Raw genomic sequence first — 23,553 nt, 5'->3', positions numbered from 1 at the left:
ACGTCACCGAACCGATGTGCTCGGTGAACGGTCGGCGCTCGGCGACCGCGTCTTCGAGCACCATCCCGGCCAGGCCGCCGTCTTCACCGTCGACCTGCCGCTGATCTCCCAGATCATCGATGCCAGTCCGCGCAAGCCGTTCCTCACGCTCGGTCTGCGCCTGCGGCCCGCGACGATCGCGCAGCTGCTGGTCGACGGCGGACCGGTCCCGGCGGGCCCGTACGACGGATCGGGCATGGCGATCAGCGACGCCGACGACGAGCTGCTGGACTCGCTGGTCCGGCTGCTGAACGGTCCGCACGCCGCCCTGATGCGGCAGGCGGGTATGGCCGACAGCCGGCTCACGCTCGTCGCACGCGCGATCGAATGGGTTCGGGCGCGCTACGACCGCGTGATCCACATCGAGGAGCTCGCCTCCGACATCGGTACCAGCACCTCGTCCCTCAACCGGCACTTCCGCGCCGTCACCGCGATGAGCCCCCTCCAGTACCAGAAACAGATCCGGCTGCAGAAGGCCCGGATGGAACTCATCGCGGCACCGCACGACGTCGCGGCGATCGGCCACGCGGTCGGCTACGACAGCTCGTCGCAGTTCAGCCGCGAGTACCGGCGGATGTTCGGCGCCCCACCCGGTCAGGACGCGCTCCGCCTCCAGTCAGCCGTCATCGTCCGCGAATAGCGGAGTCAGCAGGTGCCGCACGAACCAGTCGCGCGCCGCCCGCGAAGCCACGGCGAAGCCCTGGCCGGTGTAGGCGTCGAAATGACCACCCGGCAGGAAGACGATGTCCTTCGGTTCCGCCGCACTGGAATAGGCCACGGCCGCGAGGTTGCCGCCGGTCAGGCCGTCTTCGCTGCCGACGATCATCAACAGCGGTGTCGGCGTCACTTCCGGCAGGTACTTCGCCGGCTCGTAGCAGTAGTAGTTGTCCAAGCTCCGCAGCGTGACTTCGTTGGGCCAGCTGGGATCGAGCTCTTCCCGCGCCCGGCTGAACCACTCGTGGGAGTCGCGTGTCGGCAGCCCGACCAGCCGGCCGGGGTCGGTGCCGACAACGGGGATGGTCTCGGCGGCCGCACCCCGTGCCCGGGCCCGGCGGTCCGCCGTGAAGACGTCCGGGCCGACGACCTGGTTGTCGACCCGGGCCAGGTTCGCGTAGGTCGCGCGGCCGCTGATGAACGGCGCCTGCGTGACCACGGCCTTCACCCGCCGGTCCATCGCCGCGACGACGTAGGCGTGCGCGCCCGAGAAACTGGTTCCCCACACGCCGATGCGGCCGGGGTCCACTTCGGACCGGTTCTGGGCGCAGGTGATGGCGTGCCGGTAGTCGCCGACCTGGACCCACGGGTCGATCTCGTGCCGCGGCTGCCCCGGCGCCGGCTCGGAATCGCCCCAGCCGCGGTTGTCGTACACCAGCACGGCCAGCCCGGCCGCGGCGAACACCTCCGCGAACCGGTCGAGGTACATCCGCCGCGTCGAGCTCCAGCCGTGGGCCATCACGACACACGGCGCCGGCCCGCCGGCCCCTTCGGCCTCGTAGAACCAGCCTCGCAGCAACGCTCCTTCGGCATCGAATTCGATGTCGTGACGCATCATTCCTCCTCGGAAACCCGCCGGCGGACCTGCTTGCCGACGAAGCCGGCGACGTCGTCGATCTCCCGGCCGCGGACGTCGTGACCCAGCCCGGGATGGACGCGCACCTCGGCGGTGGCGTGGCGAGCCAGCCACCGCTCGGTCCGCACGAGCGCGCCGGCCGGGATGACCCGATCCTCCCGCCCCCGTCCCCAGTGGACGGGCGGCCGCGTGACGCTCAGCGTCTCGTCGCCGGGCTGCTCGTCCCGCACGACGAACCCCGCCAGGTTCACGCAGTAGGCGAACCGGTGCGGCGCCAGCCGCATGAGCTGGTGCGCCATCGCCGCGCCCTGCGAAAAGCCGAGCAGCCCGATCGACGGTGCCTCGACGGTCTCCAGCCACGAAAGCACGTCCAGCGCCGCGGCGTTCGCCACCGCCGGCCGAGGATCACCGATCGGGTTGCCCGCGCTGGGGAACCACGCATACCCGCCGGCTTCGGGAATCCGCGCCCGCACCGAGGCGACCACGACCTCCTCCGGCAGGCGCGGCGTGATCAGCCGGTACAGGTGCGTCTCGTCGTAGCTCCAGCCGTGCAGCAGCACCAGCAGCGGCCGCGACTGGCGGGCACGCTCCTCTTCGGACCACAGCACCGCGTCGCGGTCCATTCCCGGTTCCCGGTTCATCCCGCGGCGAACTCGTTCAGCGGGTCGGTGTGCCCGGGCGTCCACCCCAGCTCGCGCTGCGCCTTGGCCGAGGTCAGCCGCTGGTCGAGGGCGAACGCGTCGGCGATCGGGCCCATCTGCTCGCGGGCCTGCTCGAGGCTGAGGGAGACGGTCTTCCCGTCGAGCCCGGCGGCGTGGGCACAGGCCTCCGCGACCTCCTTAGCCGTCGGGTTGACCCCGCCCACGCCGAGGTACACCGAGCCCGCCGGAGCCGACAGCGCCGCCGCGTACAGCCGGGCGAGGTCGTCGAGGTGGATCAGGGCCCAGTGGTTGGCCCCGTCGGCGATGTACGGGATCGCGCCGCTTTCCTTGCCCGGCTGGACGAAAAAGACGTCGATCAGGCGGTTGTCGCCGCCGTAGAGCAGGCCGGGCTGGACGACGACCGGCCGCCCGCCGTCGGCGGCCCGGGCCAGCACCGCGTCTTCGACGGTTTTGCGCCAGGCCACGATCGCCGGCGGGTTCCACGGCGCGCTCTCGTCCTGGACGCCGTCGGTGTCGCCGTAGACCCAGCTGCCGCCGGTGTGCACGTAGGTGCCGCCGCCGATGCCGTCCTGCATCGCGGTGGCGGCCGCCAGGTCCTCTTCGCCGCTGGTGGCCTGGGCGAGGTGGATCACGGCTTCCGCCCGCGCCGCCGCCTGGTTGAGCACGTCGAGGTCGGTCAGGCCACCACGGACCGCGCTCGCCCCGGCGGCGGCCACGGCCGCCTCGGCCCGCTCGCTGCGCGCGAGCGCCTCGACGGTGTGCCCTTGCCGGACCAGCTCGCCGATCGTCGCGCGGCCGATGTAGCCGGAGCCGCCCGTGAGGAAGATCTTCATCACTGTCCCATCACTCGTGTTTCGTTCCTCCTCCACGGTGACCGGGGCAGCCCGGCCGCGTCCAAGACCCGTTCCGCGCGCTGTGATGCCTTGACGGCATCACGCGGACGCTCACTGTTCAGGACCGGCCAGGCCGTGGAGGACGAGGTTCGTGACCACGTCGGGGACCCGGTCGTCGCCGGTGGGCAGCGCGTGGTTGAGGCCGGCGAGCATGAGGCCCACCGCGGCGGCCACCAGCTCGGGGTCGCCGGACAGGGGCTCACCGCGGTCACGCCGGTTCTCCAGGTGCCGGCGCAGGGGGGCCGTCCAGGTGGTCAGCTCGTCCCGCAGCCGTCCGGACGCCGGGGCGGCCGCGGTCGCCGACTGCAGCAGGGCGATGGCGGTGGGGCGGTGGGTGCGCAGGGTGGTCCAGCAGGCCGTGATGTGCGTGCGGAGGGTGTCGTCGCCGGGGGCCGGCGGCTCGGTGAGTTCGCCGCGCAGCACGGTGAGGAGCTGCTCCTTGTCCCGGAAGTGGCTGTAGAACGACCCGACGGCCCGCCCGGCCGCGGCCGCGATGTCGGTGACCTTGGTCTCGAGGTAACCGCGTTCGCCGAACAACCGCTTCGCCGCGGCCAGCAGGTCCGCCCGGGTGCGGCCCGCGAGTTCGTCCCGCGTGCTCATCAGCCTGTGACGTGGGGGAGGAGGTGCGCCGCGGAGTGCCGGAGCTGGTCCCGGACGGCGCCGAGGTCGACGTCGAGGAGGGCGTGGTCGCGTTTGCGCCAGCGTCCGGCGATCATGACCGCTTCGATGTCGCGGGCGGTGGCGTGCAGGGCGGTGGCGACCGGGTTCGGTGCCGGGGCGTCGATGACGACGAGGTCGGCCTGCAGGTCCGGTTCGAGCCGGCCGACGCGGTCGGCGAGGCCGAGTGCGCGGGCGCCTTCGACGGTGGCCCAGGACAGTGCCTGCTTGGCGGTGATCGTCGCGGTGAGGGAGGACGAGCCGGTGTCCCGCCGGTGGCGGTCGTGGTCCTGGCCGCGCTGGTGCGCCAGTGCGATGCGGGCGGCGGAGAGCACGTCGGCGGGGGTCACGACGTCGGTGTCGGTACCCAGCGACGGCGCGGCGCCGAGCCGGAGCAGGTGCCCGGTGACGGGGAAGCCGTGACCTTGGCCGAGTTCATTCTCGGGGGTGCTGGTGAGAGTCGCGCCCGCGTCGACCAGGATCTTGAGCCACTCTTCGGTGAGCCCGGCACCGTGCACGACGTTCGTGCCCGGACCCAGGAGCCCGGCCGCTCGCACCGCCGCCCACGCGGGCCCGGGGGCGCCGCCGCTCTGGTGCATCGACACGACGAGCCCGCGTTCGGCGGCGGCCCGGAAATCGGCGACCGCGGTGTCCGGAGTGGACAGTTGCGGGCCGCGGACGGCCACGCCGATGGTGATCAGTGGTCCGCCGGCCAGGCGGTCGACCTCGCGGAACGGGTGGGTCGCGTCGGGTGCGGAGTACGGCGTGCCGTGCAGGAACACGCCACGGAGGCCGGCGGCGCGGAGGCCGTCGAGTGCGGCGTCGGTGTGGTCCGGGGTCCGGGTGTTGTGGCACCAGTCGCCCAGGGTGGTGGTGCCGCGGTCGAGCTGGCTCAGTGCGCCGGCGAGGGTGCCGATCCGCATGTCCTCCGGGCGGTAGTGCCCGGCCGCGGCGCCGTGCATGCGGCCGAGGTAGTCCGCGAGCGTCCAGTCGGTGCCGACCCCGCGCAGGGCGGTCTGCCAGGTGTGCAGGTGGGCGTTGACCAGGCCGGGCAGGACGGTCCGGCCGGTGAGGTCGACGATCTCGGCCCCGGCCGCGTCGAGGTTTTCGCCGAAGGCCACGATCGTGTCGCCGTCGATGAGGATGTCGGCGCGTTCGGCGTCGGGCCGGTTCGGGGCCATGGTGATCACCTGGGCGCCGCGCAGCAGGGTGCGGCTCATCGGGGCACCTCCGGGGTCAGCGCCCGGGCGGCGGCGCGGGTCGAGGAGAGAAAGTCCCGGGTGGCGATATGCCCGAGGTAGCCGTCGGGCCGGACGAGCAGCAGCGTGTCACTCTCGACGCCGTAGCTGCGACGGAATCCCGGTCCGTCGACGGTGATCCGCCGGAGCGGCGCTCCCGCGGCGGGCCAGTCGAGTTCGTCGCTCGCCGTCGCGGCCTGCGGGCCATACGCGACCAGGGTGAAGTGCGGCCCCCGGAACGTGTCGAACAGGCGCGAGCCGGGCAGCTCGGCGTCCGGTGCGCGATCGCCGACCTGCAGCGTCTTCGTGCGGTCCGCTTCGCTAGGTGCGAGCGGACCGCCGTGGTAGGTCAGCGACAGCTGCTGTTCGTCCTTGCCGCGGCGCAGGCTCGACGGGGCGAGCTTGGCGAGGCCTTCGTACTTCTTCGTGGACAAGCCGAGCACGCCCGCGGCGATCGGGAGGCGTTCGGCTTCGTAGCTGTCCAGTAGCCGCGGGTCGGCCCCGGCGAGGACCTGGCCGAGTTTCCAGCCGAGGTTGTAGGCGTCCTGGATGCCGGTGTTGAGGCCCTGCGCGCCGGCCGGGGTGTGCACGTGCGCGGCGTCGCCGGCGAGGAAGACCCGGCCGCGGCGGTAGGCCTCGGCCAGGCGGATGTTGGGCCGGAACACCGACCGCCACCGGATGTCGCGCACGGCGGTGCGCCGGTTGCGGGTGTGCGCCCGGATCCGCCGGGTGATCGCTTCTTCGCCGTCGGGTGGTTCTTCGTCGGGGGAGAGGCGGATCATCCACTGGAACAGGTCGGTGTGGGGCAACGGGCAGGCGCCGACGAACCGGCCCCGCACCCCCGGCCAGACGTGCCAGCGAGCACGGGACAGGCCGGCGGTGACGGCGTCGACGATGAGCATCCGGTCTCCCTCGCGGGTTTCGCCGAGGAAGCCCAGCCCGAGGTGCTTGCGGACGGCACTGGAACCGCCGTCGGCGCCCACGAGGTAGCGGGCGGTGATCCGTTCCGGGCCGTCGTCGCCGAGCACGGTCGCGGTGACCGTCCCGGCGTCCTGGGCGAACGCCGTGAGTTCACGGCCGTGTTCGACCTTGCCGCCGAGCTGTTCGAGCCGGTCGTGCAGCACGGCGTCGGTGCGGTACTGCGGGATCAGCCGGGTGTTCGGGTAGGGGACTTCGGCGGTGCGGTCGCGGTCGCGGAACATCCGCCAGGGGACGGTGACCGGTCCCAGGTGGAGGCCGAGGCGGGGATAGTCGTTGCTGCCGGCGAGAACGTCGTCGAGCACGCCGAGGTCGTCGAACACCTCCAGCGTGCGCGGCTGGACGCCCTTGGCGCGGGAGCCTTCGAAGGAGTGCGGGGCCTTGTCGACGATCCGGACGGCCAGGCCGCGGCGGAGGAGGTCGATGGCGAGGGTGGTGCCGGCCGGGCCGGCGCCGGCGATCAGGACGTCGAGGGGTTCGTTCACGGTTCGAGCCGATCCGGGTGGGGAACGGCGAACGACGCGAGCAGGTCGCCGACGTCGTCCGGCCGTTCGTAGGGAGCCATGTGGCCGCATTCGGTGATGACGTGGGTCCGCCGCGGACGCAGCAGTTCCCGCACGGTGCCGAGGTGGGTGATCGGGGTGACCCGGTCGTCGTCGCCCCACACCAGCAGGACCGGGAGCCCCAGCTCGCCGGTGCTGCGGAACAGGTCCTGCCGCTCGTACAGCGGAAAGCGCTGCAGAGTCTGGAAGAACGCGTAGAGGGAGCCTTCGTACCGGTAGGCGTCCCGGACCATCGCGACCAGCCGGGCGGAGAGCCCGGGGTCGCGGACGTTGTGCCCGAGGTGCCCTTCCAGGAGCTTGCGGCCGAAGCGGCGGGCGACGAATCCGGCGACGAAGTCGTTGCGCAGCAACCGCTGCTGCCGAGGGCGTTCGCCGAGCCCGGCCGGTCCGACGACGGTGAGCGTGGTGACCGATTCGGGGTGCAGGTTCGCATAAGCCATCGCGACCAGGGCGCCCATCGAGGTGCCGACGACGTGTCGTGGCGGCCTGAGGTCCACAGTCGTGGTCAGCTCGGCGAGCTGCCGCACGAACAGCGCTTCGTCGTAGCGACCCCGGACGCGGTCGGAGCAGCCGCGGCCGTAGGCGCTGTAGGCGAGCGTTCGCAGGCCGCGGGCGTGCAGGCGGGCCGCGAGACCGTCCCAATAGGACAGCGGAATCGTGAGGCCGCCGACGAGGACGACGAGTTCGCCGCCGTCGGGACCGGTCAGCTCGTAGTGTGTCACGCCGTCGGACAGGGTGACGAAGCTGCCGCGCAGGGTCCGGCGCGTGGCCGCGTCGAGCCGGCGGTCCTCGTCGGCGGCGACGAAGTACTTCATCGCAGGAACTCCGCGATCGCCGCGGCCACCCAGTCCGGGTCCTCCTCCGGCAGCAGGTGGCCACCGCCGGCGTGGACGCGCTCGGCGGCGCCGGGGATGTCGCGGGCGAAGTGCTGCCCGTCGACGCCGGCGCTGCGCAGGACCAGCGTCGGGACCGCGATCTTCGGGATCTCGGCGCTGCGGTCGGACTGGTCGGTGTTCGCGAAGTCGACGAACGCCGACCGGTTCCCGGGACGGCTCGTCAGCGCGTGCACGCGGTCGACCATGGCGTCGTCCACGATCGCGGAGTTCGCGCCGACGGCGTCCCGCAGCCCGCGTTCGGTCGCGCCGCGGGGCAGCCAGCGCCGCAGCAGCGGACGCAGCAGCGGGTTCCGGGCCAGCCGCAACCCGGCGGGCAGCGTCTTTTCCGGGTAGCCGGTGGCGTTGACCAGCACCAGTGCGTCCACCCGTTCGGGGGCGTCCAGGGCCAGGTTCCACGCGATGTTGCCACCGAGCGAGTTCCCGGCCACCGCGAAGTGCGGCAGGTCCAGCGCCGTCATGAAGCGGGCGATCGTGCGCGCGTAGGTCCGGACGCGGTAGTCGCGGTCGGGCCGGGGTCCCGTCCGGCCGAATCCGGGCAGGTCCGGGCGGATCACGTCGTGGGACCCCGACATCAACGCCGCCACCCGCTCGAAGCCCTCCAGCGACGACCCGCTGCCGTGCAGCAGGACGAGCGCGGGCCCATGACCTGCGCGGACGTAGTGGATGCGCTGACCGTCGACGGTCAGTGACTGGGTGCTCTCCATAATGGCAACAGTGTTGCCGTTATTGCGGGAGGTGTCAACCACGGCCATACTGGGCGCGTGATCAGTCCGTCCCCGGCCGCTCGGCGGTCACGTGGCCGTCCCGCCGTCCCGCTGGACCGGATCCTCGCCACGGCGTTGCAGCTCGTCGACGAGGAAGGCGCCGAGGCGCTGTCGATGCGGACCCTCGCCCAACGGCTCGAATCCGGCACGGCCACGCTCTACCGCCACTTCGGCAACCGGGCGGCCTTGATCGCCCAGGTGATCGACCGCGTCTTCGGCGAGGTCGACCTCGACGCCGAGGCGCTGGCCGAGCTGAGCTGGGACCAGGCCTGCCAAGCCGTCGCCCGGGCGATGTTCGACACGCTGGGCAAGCACCGGAAGGTCGCGCCCCTGCTGGTGGAGCAGACCCCGACCGGACCGAACGCCATGGCGCTGCGGGAACGCGGCCTGGCCGTCCTCCTCGACGGCGGGCTGCCGCCGAGCCTCGCCGCGCGCGCCTACGCAACCCTCTCGCGCTATGTCCTCGGGTTCGCCATCCAGCTCACCGGATCCGGGAACGACGCCGAACGCGAGCGGGTGTCGACGCACTTCCACGACCTGCCGGCCGGGGACTTCCCGGCCACGCTCGCGGTCGCGGACTCCCTGCCGGTACCGCTGGAGGACGAGTTCGCCTTCGGCCTGGAACTGATCGTCAACGGCCTGCGCGCGGCAGCACCAGCAGGGTGATCGAGTTGGCCGGGTACGTCGTGGTGACCTTGCCGCGGTTCACCGGCAGATCGGCACCCCGCACGATCGAGGAGAGATCGCCCGGGCCGTAGGTGAACCGCTGCGCCTTGCCGGTGCCGAACCCGGCGATCGACAGGGGAGAGCCGAGCTCGGCGCCCGTCTTGTTGACCACCATAAGGGTCAGGGCGCCGTCGCAGCGGCGTTGCGCGCCGTAGATCGCGAGCTGTCCCTGGTCGGTGCTGGCCGCGGAGACGCTGACGTCGCCGAACTTGCTTCCGGCGCCGTCGTAGTCGCGGTACATCCGGAACGCGTACGCGGCCGGGTCCGTCGGCTTGGGTTCGCCCCAGATGGTCGCGAGGTCGAGCCCTTCGCGGCCGAAGATGCCGAGGACGTCGGCCTCGGCCAGCGCGCCGTTGATGTCGTCCAGGGCGCCCCAGTTGTATTCGGTGATGGCGGTCTTGGTGCCGGGGTTGTACTGGGCGATCCACTGCTTCATCGTGCGGATGAACTGCAGGGGTGGCGCATTGACGCCGCTCGGGCCGATCCAGGATTCCTCGACGTAGGACGGGTCCCACAGCGACCGGGTCGACCGCAGCCGCCACGCGTTCGCCTCGGGCGTCCTGTCGCCACTGATCTGCGGGTAGTAGTGCTGATCGAAGTAGTCGAGCAGCCGCTTGCCCGCGGTGGTGCTCGCGTCCTTCATGTTCTTGAGGAACCACTGGGACAGGTTGAGCCCGCCGTGGGCGGCGGCGTCGGCGCCGGGAGCACAACCGTCCACACCGGACGCGACCCATTCGCAGTAGCCCCAGCCCGACGGGCCGAGCACGGCCGCCCGCGGATCGGCGGATTTGACGGCCGCCGCGGTCGCGGTGCTCTTGCCGCCCAGTTCGTCGTCGGACACGGGCTGGGGGTGCACGTCGCGGTGCGTGGAGCTCCACAGCACCGGTTCGTTGTCCAGTTCGTAGATCGGGACGCCGCCACGGGCCGCCGTACCGAACCGGCCGACCAGGTGCGACACCTCCGCGCCCGCGAAGGACGCGTCGGCCGGGATCGAGGTGTCGGTGGGCTCGGCCCCGGTCAGGTCGGTGTTGTTCAGCCTGCCGTTGCCGCAGTTGGCGTCCCACTGGTCGAACGAGTCCTGGCTGGGGAAGCGGGTGGCGGGGAAGCCGCAGGCGTGCGGCGACGACGGCGAGTCCTTCGCCACCCAGCCGGACATCGGCAGGGTGACCACCTGCTTGATCCCGCGGTCCCGGTTGCGCTGGACGTAGGCCTCGAGGGTGTTGTCCGGCCCGGCCACGATGTTTTCGAAGTACCAGTCGCTGCCGGTGTTGTAGGTGTGGTTGGTGAAGTTGTAGCGGCTGCTGGCGTTGCCGCCCCAGCGCGACACCGGGGTGCCGAGCTCGGCGACGAGCGCGGGATCGCCGCCGTTCATCCCGTAGATGTCGGGACTGATCGCGTGCCGCGCAGCGAACAGGTCCACCGACAGGCTGACCCCGCCCGCGGAAGCCGGTGGTGCCCCGGTGGTCAAGAGCGCCGCCACCAGGCACCCGCCCGCGGTGACGGATGTGCCGGACCGTAAGCGATTCCGCCGCCGAGCAGCCACCGTGGAACTCCTGACGTCGATGTGTGGGAGCGCTCCCACACGATACCGGCCGGTCGCCGGTCGTCAATCGGCCGAGTGGCAGCCGGTGTCGTTCCCCGGTGGCGGACCAGCACATTCGCCACGGTCGAGGAGGTAACTTTCCTCGTTCAGGCGGCGGTGTCCGGCCCGATCGCGATCGCGTCGAGATCGGGCAGTGGGCGACCGCAGATCTCGTGGGCTTCGGCCGAGGTGAGGCCGAGCATGCGCAGCAGGTCCTCGGTCACCTGGTCGGTCGTCGCGGCGTCGTCGCGCTCGGGCTGCCGGTGCAGCAGGTGGCCGAGGCCGAGCGCGGTCCCGGCGACGGTGACCATCGCGAGTTCGGGGTCGGTGACGGTGAAGCGGCCGGCTCGCACGGCGGCCTCGATGTCGCGGCGGGCCCGGGGCGCCAGTCCGCGGTCCGATGCGGCGAGTTCGAGGCCGTGGTGCAGGAGGACCTTGCTGAGTTCGGGGTGGATCCGGTGCAGGCGCCCGGTCAGCCGGAAGCTCTGCGCGAAGACCTGTGCCGGGTCGTCGAGGCCGGTGGTCAGCTCGTCCAGCAGGGCGCCGTGGATGTCGAGGGCGTCCTCGACCGCTGCCTGGTAGAGCTGCTCCTTCGTCTCGAAGTGGTTGTAGAACGACCCCATCCCGACGTCGGCGGCCTGGGTGATCTCCAGGATCGGCACCGCGGTCTTCCCCTCGGCGATGAGCGCCTGGGCCGCCTTGACCAGGGCCGCGCGGGTACGCGCCTTGCGCCGTTCCAGTCGGCTCGGAGCGTGCTCCGGCATCCGTGCTCCCGTCTTCGCTGGTCGTCGCCGCATCTTAGCTCATTGCGTCATTGGTGAGGAAATCGTCAGAAACTCTTGACTGAGGACATGCTCGTAACTGACGATGTCGTCATCAACGTGGAGGGAGCAGCCGTGGGAGATCCGCACAGCGGGCTGCACAGCGAGCGCGGCGCGGTCGCGGGCGAGCATCCCGGCCGGGCGGCGAACCCGGTGATCAAGGTGCACGACCTGGCGTGGCTGGAGTTCGAGAAGCCGGACCTGGCGCGGGCGGAGGTGTTCGCCCGGGCCTTCGGGTTCACGCCGACGCTCAGCACCCGGCACGAGCTGCACCTGCGGGGCACCGATGCCGGCGCGCCGTGCGTGATCGTCCGCAAGGGCGCCCGGTCGAAGTTCCTGGGGCCGGCGTTCCTGGCCGCCGGCCCGGGCGACGTCCTGCGGCTGGCCGAAGCCGCCGGCCGGCAGGCGAACAGGCTGCCGGAGACGCTGGGCGGGGTCGTCGTGGACCTGCCCGACCCGAGCGGCCTGCGGGTCCGGGTGGTCTCGGACACGCACGAGCTGCCCGCGCTGCCGTCGCAGGACCCGCACGTGCTCAACTTCGGGCACGAGGTCCGGCGGGTCAACGCCACGCAACGCCCGCCCCGCGCCCCGGCACGGGTGCAGCGGCTCGGACACGTGGTGCTGCAGACGACCCGCTACCGCGAGGCACTCGACTGGTACCTCGACCACCTGGGCCTGATCGTCAGCGACTTCCTGTACTACCCCGGGCAGCGCGGGCGCGGGCCGGTGATGAGCTTCATCCGGTGTGACCGGGGTGCCACCCCGGCCGATCACCATACGCTGGCCATGGTGCTCGGCCCGACCGACCGCTACGTGCATTCCGCCTACCAGGTCGCCGACCTCGACGCGCTGGCCGCCGGTGGCGAGTACCTGCGCGATCACGGCTACCACCACTCGTGGGGCATCGGCCGGCACGTCGAAGGCAGCCAGCTGTTCGACTACTGGCGGGACCCGGACGGGTTCATGGTCGAGCACTTCAGCGACGGCGATTTGTTCGACAACACCCTCGAGCCCGGCTGGGCCCCGCTGACCGCCTCCGGGCTGGCCCAGTGGGGGCCGCCCGCCACCGCCGACTTCCTCGGCCTCAAGCCCGGCAAGGAATCCCTGCGCGAACTGCGCGCCCTGTTCTCCGCACTGCGGGAAGACAACGAATTCGACGCCCGGCGATTGCTGGGCCTGCTGAAAGTGGCCCGTTCATGAGCCTGACCGTCCTGCGCACGGCCGATGCCTGGTACCTCGCCACTCGGTCGGGGGCAGCGAAGATCCCGACGGCCGCGAAGACCACCGCCGAACTGCTCGCCGACCGCCCGGCGATCACGGCCGCGGCCGCGGACACCGTGCCCGTGGCCTCGCTCGACCTGGTCTCCCCGGTCACCGCGCCCTGCCGCGTGGTCGCCCAGATGACCAACTTCGCTTCGCACGTCACGGACGCCGGGATGGATCCGCGGACGGTGCCGTTGACGTTCTTCCGCAAGGCGTCCGGGTCGCTCAGCGGCCCGTTCGACGACGTCGTCAAGCCACCGCACGTGCGCCTGCTCGACTACGAGGTGGAGATCGGGCTGGTCATCGGCCGGGAGATCCCGGTCGGCAGCGAGATCACCGACCCGGCGGAGTGCGTCGCGGGCCTGGTCGTGACCAACGACGTGTCCGCCCGCGACGTCCAGCTGCCGCAAACCCAGTTCTACGAGGCCAAGTCGTACCCGACGTTCACCCCGGCCGGGCCCGCCCTCGTGCTGCTGGAGGGCCACGAGCTGAAGCGGTTCGCCGACCTGCGGCTGCGGTTGTCGGTCAACGGCACGGTCCGCCAGAACGCGGTCGTCGGCGAGGACATGATCTACCGTCCACTGGAGGCCCTGCAGGCGTTGGCCCGGTTCCAGCGGCTGGATCCCGGCGATCTGGTGCTGACCGGCACTCCGGCAGGCACCGCACTGTCGGCGCCGCCGAAGGTCGTGGAGAAGATCGCCGCTTTGCTGCCGCCGGCACTCAAGTGGCGGCTGTTCTTCAAGGGCCAGGCGAAGAACCCGAAGTACCTGGCCGACGGCGACGTCGTCGAGGCGGCGATCGCGACCGACGACGGTGCCCTCGACCTCGGCACCCAGCGCACGATCGTGCGGTACCGGCGATGACCGGCGCTTCCCTGTGGCCGCGCTACGCCGAGCCCGCCGACCTGGCCGCGATCGAAGCCGTGCCGCTCGCCGAACGCGGCCTGCCGGAGTCGACGTACGCCCTGCTGCAGCGGGCCGCCGCGTGGTGGCCGGAGCACCCGGCGACCACCGTGTTGCCCGAGGCCGCGCGGTGGCGCGAGCCCGTCCGGCGCACGTTCGCCGAGCTGCTCGCCGATGTCCACCGCTACGCGAACCTGCTGCGCCGCCTCGGAGTCCGGCGGGGCGACGCGGTCGGGTTGATGGCACCGAACTGCGCCGACCTGGTGCCGGCGACCCTGGCCGCGCAGCTCGCCGGGATCGCGGCTCCGCTGAACGGCGGCCTGTCCCGCGACCACCTCGGCGAACTCCTTCGCCGGTCCGGCGCCCGGGTGCTGATCACCGCCGGGCCGGAACTCGCGCCGGAGGTCTGGGACACCGCCCGGGCGCTGGCCGCCGAGCTGGACGTCGTCCTGGTGCTGCGCCCGACCGGCGCGACCGGCGAACCGGCCGCATTGCCTGCCATCGAAGGGGTGCGCGTCGGCTACCTCGCCGAGTCTTCCTCCACAATGGACACTTCCGGTTTCGATGGTGAACCACCGGTGGCGTCGGATCTGGCCGCGTTGTTCCACACCGGCGGCACCACCGGGGCACCGAAGCCGGCCGCGCACACGCACGCCAACGAAGTCGCCGACGCGTGGATGATCGCGGCCAACTCGCTGCTCGACCCCGGCTCGGTCGTCTTCGCCGCACTGCCGCTGTTCCACGTCAACGCGCTGGTCGTCACGCTGCTCGGGCCGCTGTTCAAGGGCCAGCACGCGGTGTGGGCCGGGCCGCTCGGCTACCGGGAACCCGCGCTGTACGGGGAGTTCTGGAAGATCGTCGAGCACCACCGGATCGCGGCGATGAGCGCGGTGCCGACGGTTTACGCGGTCCTCGCTCAGTGCCCTGTGAACGCGGACATCTCGAGCCTGCGTTACGCCATGGTCGGCGCTTCGCCGCTGCCGACCGCCGTGCGCGAAGGCTTCCAGGCGCACACCGGCGTCACGCTGGTCGAGGGCTACGGACTGACCGAAGCCACCTGCGCCAGCGCGCGCAGCTTCCCCGACGTCCTGCGCCCCGGCACCGTCGGCCAGCGCCTGCCCTACCAGCGGATGAAGGTCGTCCACCCGGAAACGGGGGAGGAGCTGCCCAGCGGTGAGACCGGTGTACTGGCCATCAGCGGCCCCACTGTGTTCCCTGGCTACGTCGTCGGGCGTGAGGAAAACGGGTACGTCCTGGACGGCCTCGGCAAACTCCGCGACGGCTGGCTGGACACCGGCGACCTGGCGCGGTTGGACGCCGACGGATTCGTGCACCTGGCCGGCCGCGCCAAGGACCTGATCATCCGCGGCGGGCACAACATCGACCCCGCGCTGATCGAGGACGCCCTGCTGGCCCACCCGCAGGTGGCCGCGGCCGGCGCGGTCGGCCGTCCCGACGAGCACGCCGGCGAGGTACCCGTCGCCTACGTGACCCTCACGCCCGGCGCCACGGCGACCGAGGCCGACCTGCTCGCGTGGGCCGCCGAGCGGGTGCCCGAGCGCGCTGCCGTGCCGAAGGCCGTCACCGTGCTCGACGCGCTGCCGGTGACCGACGTCGGCAAGCCCTACAAGCTCGCGTTGCGCGCCGATGCGACCCGCCGCGCGATCGCCGAGGCCCTCGCCCCGTTCGACGGGGTGACCGTCGACGCGGTGATCGAGGACGGCACCGTGGTCGCCGCCGTCACCCTTCCGTCCGATGTGGACGAATCGAAGGTGACGGCAACCCTCGCCCGCTACACCGTCGTCACCCGCCTGACCTTCGGAGAAACCTCGTGATCGCGTTGTCCGTCCTCGTGGCGGCCATCTTCCTCCTCTTCGGCGCGGCCAAGCTGTTCGCGCTCGCGCCCATGCGGGAACGCGCCGCGCACGCCGGCTTCTCCGTCACGGCCTACCGCGGCATCGGCGCGCTGGAGATCGCCGGAGCCGCCGGTCTCCTGCTCGGCTTGACCGTGCCGGTGCTCGGCGCCCTGGCCGGTGCGGGCCTGCTTCTCCTGCTCGCCGGCGCCCTCGTCACGCACGTGCGCAACCGGGACCGGGGTCGTGACCTCGTCCCGGCGGTGGTCTGCGCGGTGCTCGTCGCCGGCTATCTCGTCGCACTGGGGGTGTCGCCGTGAGGGTGCCCGTCGTGATCGTCGGGGCGGGCCCGACCGGACTGACCGCCGCGGCGCTGCTCGGCCGCCACGGCGTCGAGTGCCTGGTGCTGGAGCGGTGGGAGTCGGTCTACCCGCAGCCCCGCGCGGTGCACCTGGACGACGAGGTGCACCGCATCCTCGGCCGGCTCGGGCTGGCCGGGGAGTTCGCGGCCATCTCCTGGCCCTGTCACGGGCTGCGGCTGCTCGATCCGGACCTGCGGGTGCTGGCGGAGTTCCGCCGTTCGCCCGGCGGCGGCCGCCACGGCTACCCCGAGGCGAACATGTTCGACCAACCCGACCTGGAGCACCTGCTCCGCACCCACCTGGCGACGATCGGCACGGTCACCCTGCGCGGCAACACCGAAGTCACCGGTGTCCGGCAGGACGGGACCGGCGTGCGGGTCGAGGTGACCGACCGCGGCACCGGCGCGCGCGAGACGATCCACGCGGACTACGTCCTGGGCTGCGACGGCGCCAACAGCCTCACCCGGACGGCGATCGGCGCGACGATGGCGGACCTGAAGTTCGACCAGCGCTGGCTCGTGGTCGACATCGCCACCACCGCCGACCTCGGCCAGTGGGAAGGCGTGCACCAGGTCTGCGACCCGGGCCGCGCCGCGACCTACATGCGCATCGGGAAAACCCGCTACCGCTGGGAATTCCGGCTGCTGCCGGGGGAGTCTGCTGACGACTTCGGTCACCTCGACCGGCTGCACCCGCTGCTCGCGCCGTGGACCGGGGAGATCGACCTGGAGATCGTCCGCGTCGCCGAGTACACCTTCCGCGCGCAGCTCGCGAACCGGTGGCGCGACCGCAGGGTGTTCCTGCTCGGCGACGCCGCCCACCTGACTCCGCCGTTCATCGGCCAGGGGATGGGCGCCGGGCTGCGCGACGCGGCCAACCTCGCCTGGAAACTCGCCGGCGTCCTCGACGGAACCCTGCCCGCGAGCGCACTCGACACCTACGAGGCGGAACGCAAGCCGCACGCCCGCGCGATGATCCGGCGGGCCGTGCTGGTCGGCAAGGCCATGACCGAAGGCGGCCGGTTCGGCGACCTGGTCCGGCGAGTGGTCGCTCCGCGCCTGAACGGCCACGTCCTCGACAGCGCGACGCCGGCCCTGCACCGCTCGGACCTGGTCGTGCGGCCCCGGTTCGGGCGGTCCCTGGCGGGACGGTTGTGCCCCAACGCCCTTCTCGACGACGGAACCCGGTTCGACGACGTGGCCGGCGGCCGCTTCGCCGTCGTCACCACGAGCAGGCCGTCGGAGACCGAGCGAGCCGCCATCCGGGCGTCCGGCGCGGTTCTCGTCCCGACCCGGCGTTCCGGCGAGCTGCACCGCTGGTTGCGTACCGGCGCGGCCGTCGTCCGTCCGGACGGCACGGTGCTGAGCGCCGGCAACAGCCTCTCCCGGTGCCGGTACCCCTGACAAGGAGCAACGATGCCCCAACGCCACGAAGTGCCGGTGTACCGGCCGGACATCTATTCGCCGCAGGCGATCCTGGACCCGTACCCGCATTACGCGAACCTGCGTGAACTCGGTCCGGTGGTCTGGCTGCCCAGACAGAACGTCTACGCGCTGCCCCGCTACGCCGAATGCAAGGCCGTGCTGCTGGACGACAAGACGTTCGTCTCCGGCGACGGTGTCGCCCTCAATGCCGTCGCCAACCGGCTCTCCCGCGGCACGACCCTCAACAGCGACGGCGAAGACCACGCCCGCCGCCGGGCCCTGGTCGCCCACCGGCTCACGCCCCGGGCGCTGCGCGCGATGAAGGATGTCGTGGAACGCCAGGCGGCCGAGATCGTCGACGCCGCACTGGCCCGGCGCACGGTCGACGGCGTCGAAGTCGCGGGCGCACTGCCCGCGGCGGTGGTTCCCGACCTCGTCGGGTGGCCGGCGGAGGGCCGGGAGCACCTGCTGCGGTGGGGCGCGGCGACCTTCGACATCCTGGGTCCGTTGAACGGCCAGGCGGTGCAGGCGGTCCCGGCCGGCCTGGGCATGGCGCGGTTCGCGCACACCGTCGCGAAGCAGCGGAAGGTCCTGCCCGGCAGCATGGGCGACGACCTGCTGCGGGCGGCCGACGCGGGCGAACTCGCCCACTCCGAGTGCCCGGCGCTGATGATCGACTACCTGGCGCCGTCCCTGGACACCACGCTCAGCGCGATCGCGAGTGCCCTGTACTTGTTCGCCACCCACCCCACCCAGTGGCAGCTTCTCAAGGACGACCCGGGCCTGATCCCCAACGCGGTCAACGAAATCGTCCGCTACGAATCCCCGTTGCGCGCCTTCAGCCGCAAAGCCGCGCGCGACGCCGAGGTGGCCGGCGCCGCGCTGCCCGCGGGTTCCCGGGTCCTCGTCCTCTACGCCTCCGCCAACCGCGACGCACTCGAGTGGGACGACCCCGACACGTTCGACATCCGCCGGGACGCCGCCCGCCAGCTCGGGTTCGGGCACGGCACGCACGGCTGTGCCGGGCAGGGCCTCGCCCGCCTGGAAACCCAGGCGATGCTGCGCGCGCTCGTGGCCCGCGTCGACCGGATCGAGCCGGCCGGGCCGCCCGAGTGGGCGCGCAACAACATCATCCGTCGCCTCGGGCGGCTCCCGCTCGAACTCATCCCGGCCTGAAAGGGGACACCCGGTGCGGATCTCCGCCGACTACGACCGCTGCGAAGGCCACGGCCTGTGCGCCGAACAAGCTCCCGCGATCTTCGAGCTCGACGACGACGCCGAACTCGTCCACCACTTCGAAGGCACCGACATCCCGCCGGAGCAGCTCGCCGCCGCGCGGGCGGCCGTCACGTCGTGCCCGGTCGCCGCGCTGCGGGAGATCCCGTGACGCCACCATGCTCGATCGTCGTCGTCGGCGAGTCCATCGCCGGCATCTCTCCAAGGCCGTGCTCAAGGACGACCGTTCCGACAGCACGCTCGGCTACCGGCTCGACACTGCTCGTTCGGCGGTCGTCGTCACCGGCGGACCGGCGACGGTGACCGGCGATCCGGTCGACGGCGTGCGGCTGACCGACGGCACGGTCATCCCCGCCGACCTGGGCGTCACCTGCTGTGGCGAGGTGCCGAACACGGACTGGCTGGCGGGGACCGGACTGGCCGGTTCCCACGGCGTCGCCATCGATCCAGCCTGCGCCACCGCGGTGCCGGGCGTGTTCGCCGCCGGGGACGTTTCGTGCCTTCAAGCCGGGACGCGCACCCCGTTCTGGTCCACCGCCGTCGCGCAGGGCAAGGCGGCCGCCGCGTCGGCCCTGACCCTCGATCCGGCGAGCCGGACCTCGTCGAGGGAAGCGTGCCCGGCGGATCGGCGCTGCTGACGTGGTTCGGCGAAAACGGGCGGCGGACCGTCGTTTCCTACGGCAAGCGCGTTCCGGTGCCGAAGCTGCGTGCGCTGGCCGGCTGACGCGCGCGGCGTCACGCCGGGGGCGCCGCCCACGCGTCGAGGTCGTCCCAGGCCGTCAGGCGCAGCCCGCTGGTGAACCGGCGGGGCGCCCCGGTCACCGGGTCGTCGAACGCCACCACCCGCGCCAGCAGCTGCAGCGGTTTCGTGAAGTCCCCCAGCGGCTTTTCGCGCAACGACGGGTAGAAGTCGTCGCCGAGGATCGGGATGCCCAAGCCGCTCAGGTGCACGCGCAGCTGGTGCGTCCGGCCGGTCGACGGCACCAGCCGGTAGCGGCCCAGGCCGTCGCGGTGCTCGGCCAGCTCCACGTACGTCTCGGCGTTCGGCTCGCCCGGCTCCTCACGCGCGGCCAGTACCCCGCGTTCCTTGACGATCCGGCTGCGCACGGTCCGCGGCAGCGCCAAAGCCGGATCGAAGGGCGCGATCGCCTCGTACTCCTTGTGGACCTTCCGGTCGCGGAAGAGCGTCTGGTACTTCCCGCGCAGCTCCGGCGTGATCACGAACATCACCAGCCCGGCGGTGACGCGGTCGAGGCGGTGGGCGGGGGAGAGGTGCGGGAGGTCGAGGTCGCGGCGCAGCCGTACGAGCGCCGTCTCCAGGATGTGCTGCCCGCGCGGGATCGTCGCCAGGAAGTGCGGTTTGTCGACGACCAGCAGGTGCTCGTCGCGGTGCACGACGCGGATCTCGAACGGCACCGGGACCTCGTCCGGCAGGTCGCGGTGGAACCAGATGAACGAGCCGGGCGCGTACGGGGTGTCGACGCCGAGCGGGCCGTCGGCGCCGTGGACGCGTTCTTCGCGCAGCATCTGCTCGATGCGGTCCGGCGTGACCCGCGGCAGCCGGTCGACGAGGTGCGCCAGCAGGGTCGGCCACTCGCCCTCGGGCAGTTTCAGCCGGGCGGGGTCCAGGCCGTGGCGGGGCGGGATCGGGGGCCGGAGCTTGCGTCTCATCGTTCCCCGACTGTAGCTAACCCTCCGACGGCGTCCGGTAGCGCGCGAGGTAGCGGGCGGTCGCCTCGGCGTTCTTCGCTTCGGCGGCCTCGGCGCGGATGCGGCGGCCGGTGTGGTGCGGGAAGCCCTGCCGGCCCAGCCGGTGCTCGACGCTCTCCTCCATGTACGCGCAGGAGTAGAAGTACGCCACGAGCGCGGCCATCAGGACCAGGGAGAGCCGCAGCCAGATCGAGCCGGGCAGCAGCAGCCACACCGCGCACAGCGGCACGATGCCGATCGACCGCTGGAGCACGTACCGGGCCCGCCAGTGCTTCGACGTCGCGTCGTGCAGCGCCCAGTCGTTGTAGCGGGCCGGCAACTTGACCCCGACCGCGTAGCCGAGCCGGCGGAGCACACCAGGTCGTTCCATGAGGGCTACAGTACACTAATAGTTAGTGTACTAATTGTCTCGTGGGCCACGTTAGGATCGCGCCATGATCGACCTGGGTGAAGACCCGCTGAAGCTGGACCGGCAAGTGTGCTTCGCGCTTTCGGTGGCTTCGCGCAGCGTGATCGCGATCTACCGGCCGCTGCTGGAGCCCTACGGCCTGACCCATCCGCAGTACCTGGTGATGCTGGCGCTGTGGGAGCGGTCGCCGAGGTCGGTCAAGGACCTCGGCACGACGCTGCGCCACGAGCCGGCGACGCTGTCCCCGCTGCTCAAGCGGCTCGAGGCGCTCGGGTACGTCACGCGCAGCCGCAGCCGCGAAGACGAGCGGCAGCTGACGGTCGAGCTGACGGAGAAGGGCCGCGCGCTGCGTGCCGAGGCCGAGAAGATCCCGTACAAGGTGGTCGAGACGCTCGGGATGGACGTCGCCGAACTGGAGGCCCTCCACGGCGTGCTGACCCGGGTCATCGACGCGACGGCCTGAGGAATGCCCCGCCGCCGGGTGGGGTTGAGCACGGTGTGCTGAAGATCAGGCTGGGCGTCGCGCCGGCGGCGGGGGCGGGGCCGGCGGAGTTCGCCGGGCTGGCGGAGCGGCTCGAGGACGCCGGCGTCGACTCGCTGTGGCTGTCCGAGCTGGTGTATTCGCCCGAGGTGGACCCGATGATCGGCATGGCGCACGCCCTGGCGCGGACGGCGAAGCTCAAGGTCGGCACCGGCGTCGCGATCCTGCCCGGACGGCACCCGGTGCTGGTGGCGAAGCAGCTGCTGACGCTGGCCGGGCTGGCGCCGAAGCGGGTGCTGCCGGTGTTCGGGCTGCGCCCGGCGCGCGCGGCCGAGCACGACCTGTTCCCGGTGCCACCGGGCCGTCGCGCGGCGGTGTTCGACGAGTCCCTGACGTTGTTGCGCCGTCTCCTCGAAGAGGACGAAGTGTCCTTCGACGGCGAGTTCTTCCAGGTTTCCGGAGTCCGCCTCGGGCCGCGTCCGGCGAAGCGCCTGGACGTCTGGCTGGGCGGCTCCGCCCCGGCGGCCCTCCGTCGCACGGGCCGCCTCGCGGACGGCTGGCTGGGCAGCTTCCTGACCCCGGCCCAGGCGCGCGACGCCCGGCTGGCGATCCAGGAGGCCGCGGCCGAGGCGGGGCGCGAAATCGAGGAAGACCACTTCGGGCTGAGCCTCGCGGTGGCTGATCACGGCCTGGCTGACGAACTGGCCGCCGCGGCGGCCCGGCGGAACCCGGGTGTGCCGGTGACCGACCTCGTGGCGACGAGCTGGGCCGAGGCGCGGAGGCTGGTGGAGGAGTACATCGAGGCCGGGCTGTCGAAGTTCGTGATCCGGCCGGGACACGGCGATTTCGATGACTTCCTCAAGAAGTTCCAGGCCGAGCTGGTGCCGCTTCAGAACTGAACCGAAGCGAAAGCGGCACCACGGAATCAGAACTCCAGTTGCTCGGCCTTGCGCGGCATGAGCAGCAGCGCCACCACCGAAACGACGGCCACCACCAGCAGCCCGATGAACACGTAGTGCGTCGCCTCCGCCAAAGCGCCTCGCACGAACCTCCCCACGGGGGAGTCGGTGTGGCTGCCCAAAACCAGGCTCGTCGCGTCCACCGACGGCGGCAGTTTGCCCGCCACCTCAGGTGGCGGCGAAGCGAACCGCGACGCCAAAGTCGCGTTGGCGATCGCGCCGAAGACCGCCGCTCCCACCGCACTGCCCAGGGACCGGCTGAACAGGTTCGTCGCCGTCACCACGCCGCGGCGGTCCCAGCCGACCACCGACTGGACCGCCACCAACGTCGGGCTCGACGTCAGACCCAGGCCCAGCCCCAGGACGAACGCCGCCAGCGCCGCCGCCCAGATCGACGACGACGCGTCCAGCAGCGCCACCAGGACGCCGCCGCCGACGACGAACACCGTGCCGATCAACGCCGTGTCGCGGAAGCCGATGCGCAGGTAGATCTTGCCGGCCAGGGACGCCGAGATCGGCCACCCGACCGTCAGCGCGGCCACCGCGAACCCGGCGACCAGCGCGCCCGCGCCGAGGACACCCTGTGCGTACGTCGGCAGGTACGACGTCAGCCCCATCAGGACCGCGCCGACCACCACGGCCAGGAGGTTGCCGCCCACCAGGATCCGGCGGGTGAACACCCACAGCGGCAGCACCGGCTCGGCCGCACGCTTCTCCGCCAGCACGAACGCCACCAGCAGCGCCGCGCCCGCGGCGAAGATCGCCACGCTCGGCACCGACCCCCACGCCCACGCGACGCCGCCTTCGAGCAGGCCCAGGATCACCAGCGAGCAGCCGATCGTCAGCAGCGCCGCGCCCGTGTAGTCGACCTTGTGGGCCTTTCGCGTCACCTTTTCGGCGAAGTTGCGGTACAGCATCAGCGCGGCGATCGCGCCGAGCGGCAGGTTGATGAAGAAGATCCACCGCCAGTCGAGGTACTCCGCGAACACCCCGCCGAGCGTCGGGCCGACGACCGACGCGATGCCCCAGACACTCGCGACGTAGCCCTGCACCCTGGCGCGCTCCTCCACCGTGTAGAGGTCGCCGATGATCGTCATCGACATCGGCTGGATCGCGCCGGCGCCGATGCCCTGCACCGCGCGCGCCGCGATCAGCACCGGCATGCTCCACGCGGCGCCGCACAGCACCGAGCCGACGAGGAACGCGGCGATGCCGAAGAACATCACCGGGCGGCGGCCGAGGACGTCGGCGAACTTGCCGTAGAGCGGGACGGTGACCGCCTGGGTCAGCAGGTAGATCGAGAACAGCCACGGGAACTGCGAAAACCCGCCGAGGTCGCGCACCACCGACGGGACGGCGGTCGCGATGATCGTGCTGTCCAGCGCGACGAGTGCCGTGCTGAGCATGACCGCGACCAGCACCGGGCCGCGGTCGGACCGGAAGCCGACCCCTTTCACGCTGGTGGCGGCATCGGTCGTCATCGGCGGGCTGCTCCTCGGGGTGGTCATGACCGGGGTCAACTACTTTGCTGTCCTAAGCATTCCATCCGGGGACGGCGGACCCCA

At 71.9% G+C, this 23,553-nt stretch carries 25 protein-coding genes; 12 read left to right on the top strand and 13 right to left on the bottom strand.

The window, feature by feature from the left end; genetic code table 11:
* Positions 1-16 precede the first annotated feature (16 nt).
* Positions 17-679 carry an AraC family transcriptional regulator gene (locus AB0J40_RS17605; protein ID WP_364453817.1) on the top strand — a complete coding sequence of 221 codons (663 nt, stop codon included), beginning with the start codon at positions 17-19 and terminating at the stop codon, positions 677-679.
* On the opposite strand, the gene AB0J40_RS17600 is transcribed toward AB0J40_RS17605, so the two are convergent.
* From AB0J40_RS17600 to AB0J40_RS17565, 8 genes are all read right to left on the bottom strand, one after another.
* Positions 656-1,588 (bottom strand): alpha/beta fold hydrolase, encoded by a 933-nt coding sequence (locus AB0J40_RS17600; RefSeq protein WP_364453815.1) that lies wholly within the window; start codon positions 1,586-1,588, stop codon positions 656-658. The genes AB0J40_RS17605 and AB0J40_RS17600 overlap by 24 nt on opposite strands.
* Positions 1,588-2,232, bottom strand: coding sequence for a dienelactone hydrolase family protein (locus tag AB0J40_RS17595; protein WP_364453813.1), 645 nt, complete (start codon positions 2,230-2,232; stop codon positions 1,588-1,590). Before AB0J40_RS17595 ends, AB0J40_RS17600 begins: the two co-directional genes overlap by 1 nt.
* Positions 2,233-2,246: 14 nt before the next feature.
* A complete protein-coding gene (locus AB0J40_RS17590; protein ID WP_364453810.1) occupies positions 2,247-3,104 on the bottom strand; it encodes an NAD-dependent epimerase/dehydratase family protein in 858 nt (285 codons plus the stop codon).
* 111 nt (positions 3,105-3,215) lie between these two features.
* Positions 3,216-3,764: a TetR/AcrR family transcriptional regulator gene (locus AB0J40_RS17585; RefSeq protein ID WP_364453808.1), complete on the bottom strand. Its 549-nt coding sequence runs from the start codon at positions 3,762-3,764 to the stop codon at positions 3,216-3,218.
* The gene (locus tag AB0J40_RS17580; RefSeq protein WP_364453805.1) at positions 3,764-5,041 is read right to left on the bottom strand and encodes an amidohydrolase family protein; all 1,278 of its coding nucleotides are present in this window, start codon (positions 5,039-5,041) and stop codon (positions 3,764-3,766) included. The genes AB0J40_RS17585 and AB0J40_RS17580 overlap by 1 nt, the downstream gene beginning before the upstream one ends.
* Positions 5,038-6,522 (bottom strand): FAD-dependent oxidoreductase, encoded by a 1,485-nt coding sequence (locus tag AB0J40_RS17575; RefSeq protein ID WP_364453803.1) that lies wholly within the window; start codon positions 6,520-6,522, stop codon positions 5,038-5,040. Before AB0J40_RS17575 ends, AB0J40_RS17580 begins: the two co-directional genes overlap by 4 nt.
* The gene (locus tag AB0J40_RS17570) at positions 6,519-7,415 is read right to left on the bottom strand and encodes an alpha/beta fold hydrolase (protein WP_364453800.1); all 897 of its coding nucleotides are present in this window, start codon (positions 7,413-7,415) and stop codon (positions 6,519-6,521) included. The genes AB0J40_RS17575 and AB0J40_RS17570 overlap by 4 nt, the downstream gene beginning before the upstream one ends.
* Positions 7,412-8,200, bottom strand: a complete 789-nt coding sequence (locus AB0J40_RS17565; RefSeq protein ID WP_364453798.1) for an alpha/beta hydrolase — start codon at positions 8,198-8,200, stop codon at positions 7,412-7,414. Before AB0J40_RS17565 ends, AB0J40_RS17570 begins: the two co-directional genes overlap by 4 nt.
* 57 nt (positions 8,201-8,257) lie before the next feature.
* On the opposite strand from AB0J40_RS17565, the gene AB0J40_RS17560 reads away from it, so the two are divergent.
* Complete coding sequence (locus AB0J40_RS17560; RefSeq protein ID WP_364453796.1) at positions 8,258-8,926, top strand: TetR/AcrR family transcriptional regulator; 669 nt, start codon at positions 8,258-8,260, stop codon at positions 8,924-8,926.
* On the opposite strand, the gene AB0J40_RS17555 is transcribed toward AB0J40_RS17560, so the two are convergent.
* Complete coding sequence (locus AB0J40_RS17555; protein WP_364453793.1) at positions 8,892-10,466, bottom strand: glycoside hydrolase family 44 protein; 1,575 nt, start codon at positions 10,464-10,466, stop codon at positions 8,892-8,894. The two genes, AB0J40_RS17560 and AB0J40_RS17555, sit on opposite strands and share 35 nt — an antisense overlap.
* 209 nt (positions 10,467-10,675) lie before the next feature.
* Complete coding sequence (locus AB0J40_RS17550; protein ID WP_364453791.1) at positions 10,676-11,332, bottom strand: TetR/AcrR family transcriptional regulator; 657 nt, start codon at positions 11,330-11,332, stop codon at positions 10,676-10,678.
* A 132-nt stretch (positions 11,333-11,464) separates the two neighbouring features.
* On the opposite strand from AB0J40_RS17550, the gene AB0J40_RS17545 reads away from it, so the two are divergent.
* From AB0J40_RS17545 to AB0J40_RS17510, 8 genes are read left to right on the top strand one after another with little or no spacing between them, the layout of a single operon-like run.
* Positions 11,465-12,589, top strand: coding sequence for a VOC family protein (locus AB0J40_RS17545; RefSeq protein WP_364453788.1), 1,125 nt, complete (start codon positions 11,465-11,467; stop codon positions 12,587-12,589).
* Positions 12,586-13,515, top strand: a complete 930-nt coding sequence (locus AB0J40_RS17540) for a fumarylacetoacetate hydrolase family protein (protein WP_364453786.1) — start codon at positions 12,586-12,588, stop codon at positions 13,513-13,515. Before AB0J40_RS17545 ends, AB0J40_RS17540 begins: the two co-directional genes overlap by 4 nt.
* Positions 13,512-15,389: an acyl-CoA synthetase gene (locus AB0J40_RS17535; protein WP_364453784.1), complete on the top strand. Its 1,878-nt coding sequence runs from the start codon at positions 13,512-13,514 to the stop codon at positions 15,387-15,389. Before AB0J40_RS17540 ends, AB0J40_RS17535 begins: the two co-directional genes overlap by 4 nt.
* Complete coding sequence (locus AB0J40_RS17530) at positions 15,386-15,727, top strand: DoxX family protein (protein ID WP_364453781.1); 342 nt, start codon at positions 15,386-15,388, stop codon at positions 15,725-15,727. The genes AB0J40_RS17535 and AB0J40_RS17530 overlap by 4 nt, the downstream gene beginning before the upstream one ends.
* Positions 15,724-17,172, top strand: a complete 1,449-nt coding sequence (locus tag AB0J40_RS17525) for a bifunctional 3-(3-hydroxy-phenyl)propionate/3-hydroxycinnamic acid hydroxylase (protein ID WP_364453779.1) — start codon at positions 15,724-15,726, stop codon at positions 17,170-17,172. Before AB0J40_RS17530 ends, AB0J40_RS17525 begins: the two co-directional genes overlap by 4 nt.
* A 12-nt stretch (positions 17,173-17,184) precedes the next feature.
* Positions 17,185-18,369: a cytochrome P450 gene (locus tag AB0J40_RS17520; protein WP_364453776.1), complete on the top strand. Its 1,185-nt coding sequence runs from the start codon at positions 17,185-17,187 to the stop codon at positions 18,367-18,369.
* 13 nt (positions 18,370-18,382) lie between these two features.
* Positions 18,383-18,580, top strand: a complete 198-nt coding sequence (locus tag AB0J40_RS17515) for a ferredoxin (protein ID WP_364453773.1) — start codon at positions 18,383-18,385, stop codon at positions 18,578-18,580.
* Between the two features lie 58 nt (positions 18,581-18,638).
* A complete protein-coding gene (locus AB0J40_RS17510; RefSeq protein WP_364453770.1) occupies positions 18,639-19,067 on the top strand; it encodes an FAD-dependent oxidoreductase in 429 nt (142 codons plus the stop codon).
* Between the two features lie 97 nt (positions 19,068-19,164).
* Here AB0J40_RS17510 and AB0J40_RS17505 read toward each other — a convergent pair whose 3' ends face one another.
* Both AB0J40_RS17505 and AB0J40_RS17500 read right to left on the bottom strand, forming a co-directional pair.
* On the bottom strand, positions 19,165-20,100 hold the full coding sequence (locus AB0J40_RS17505) for an RluA family pseudouridine synthase (RefSeq protein ID WP_364453768.1): 936 nt from the start codon (positions 20,098-20,100) through the stop codon (positions 19,165-19,167).
* 16 nt (positions 20,101-20,116) lie between these two features.
* Positions 20,117-20,494 (bottom strand): DUF5313 domain-containing protein, encoded by a 378-nt coding sequence (locus AB0J40_RS17500; protein ID WP_364454733.1) that lies wholly within the window; start codon positions 20,492-20,494, stop codon positions 20,117-20,119.
* A 79-nt stretch (positions 20,495-20,573) separates the two neighbouring features.
* Here AB0J40_RS17500 and AB0J40_RS17495 point away from each other — a divergent pair, with 79 nt between their 5' ends.
* On the top strand, positions 20,574-21,011 hold the full coding sequence (locus tag AB0J40_RS17495) for a MarR family transcriptional regulator (protein ID WP_364453765.1): 438 nt from the start codon (positions 20,574-20,576) through the stop codon (positions 21,009-21,011).
* A 35-nt stretch (positions 21,012-21,046) separates the two neighbouring features.
* On the top strand, positions 21,047-21,928 hold the full coding sequence (locus AB0J40_RS17490; protein WP_364453762.1) for a TIGR03854 family LLM class F420-dependent oxidoreductase: 882 nt from the start codon (positions 21,047-21,049) through the stop codon (positions 21,926-21,928).
* 26 nt (positions 21,929-21,954) lie between these two features.
* Here the strand turns inward: AB0J40_RS17490 and AB0J40_RS17485 are convergent, their stop codons facing one another.
* On the bottom strand, positions 21,955-23,469 hold the full coding sequence (locus tag AB0J40_RS17485) for an MDR family MFS transporter (RefSeq protein ID WP_364453759.1): 1,515 nt from the start codon (positions 23,467-23,469) through the stop codon (positions 21,955-21,957).
* Between the last annotated feature and the right edge of the window lie 84 nt (positions 23,470-23,553).

Source organism: Amycolatopsis sp. NPDC049691 (assembly GCF_040675005.1).
Lineage (GTDB): Bacteria > Actinomycetota > Actinomycetes > Mycobacteriales > Pseudonocardiaceae > Amycolatopsis.
The sequence above is the reverse complement of the archived record's forward strand: the minus strand, read 5'-3'. Positions and strand labels throughout refer to the sequence as shown.

Bases quoted from the DNA above. Each gene is read 5' to 3' on its own strand.
- AB0J40_RS17495 (WP_364453765.1), top strand. From the start codon at position 20,574: ATGATCGACCTGGGTGAAGACCCGCTGAAGCTGGACCGGCAAGTGTGC.
- AB0J40_RS17550 (WP_364453791.1), bottom strand. From the start codon at position 11,332: ATGCCGGAGCACGCTCCGAGCCGACTGGAACGGCGCAAGGCGCGTACC.
- AB0J40_RS17505 (WP_364453768.1), bottom strand. From the start codon at position 20,100: ATGAGACGCAAGCTCCGGCCCCCGATCCCGCCCCGCCACGGCCTGGAC.
- AB0J40_RS17565 (WP_364453798.1), bottom strand. From the start codon at position 8,200: ATGGAGAGCACCCAGTCACTGACCGTCGACGGTCAGCGCATCCACTAC.
- AB0J40_RS17485 (WP_364453759.1), bottom strand. From the start codon at position 23,469: ATGACGACCGATGCCGCCACCAGCGTGAAAGGGGTCGGCTTCCGGTCC.
- AB0J40_RS17580 (WP_364453805.1), bottom strand. From the start codon at position 5,041: ATGAGCCGCACCCTGCTGCGCGGCGCCCAGGTGATCACCATGGCCCCG.
- AB0J40_RS17520 (WP_364453776.1), top strand. From the start codon at position 17,185: ATGCCCCAACGCCACGAAGTGCCGGTGTACCGGCCGGACATCTATTCG.
- AB0J40_RS17535 (WP_364453784.1), top strand. From the start codon at position 13,512: ATGACCGGCGCTTCCCTGTGGCCGCGCTACGCCGAGCCCGCCGACCTG.
- AB0J40_RS17595 (WP_364453813.1), bottom strand. From the start codon at position 2,232: ATGGACCGCGACGCGGTGCTGTGGTCCGAAGAGGAGCGTGCCCGCCAG.
- AB0J40_RS17600 (WP_364453815.1), bottom strand. From the start codon at position 1,588: ATGCGTCACGACATCGAATTCGATGCCGAAGGAGCGTTGCTGCGAGGC.
- AB0J40_RS17570 (WP_364453800.1), bottom strand. From the start codon at position 7,415: ATGAAGTACTTCGTCGCCGCCGACGAGGACCGCCGGCTCGACGCGGCC.
- AB0J40_RS17590 (WP_364453810.1), bottom strand. From the start codon at position 3,104: ATGAAGATCTTCCTCACGGGCGGCTCCGGCTACATCGGCCGCGCGACG.
- AB0J40_RS17540 (WP_364453786.1), top strand. From the start codon at position 12,586: ATGAGCCTGACCGTCCTGCGCACGGCCGATGCCTGGTACCTCGCCACT.
- AB0J40_RS17585 (WP_364453808.1), bottom strand. From the start codon at position 3,764: ATGAGCACGCGGGACGAACTCGCGGGCCGCACCCGGGCGGACCTGCTG.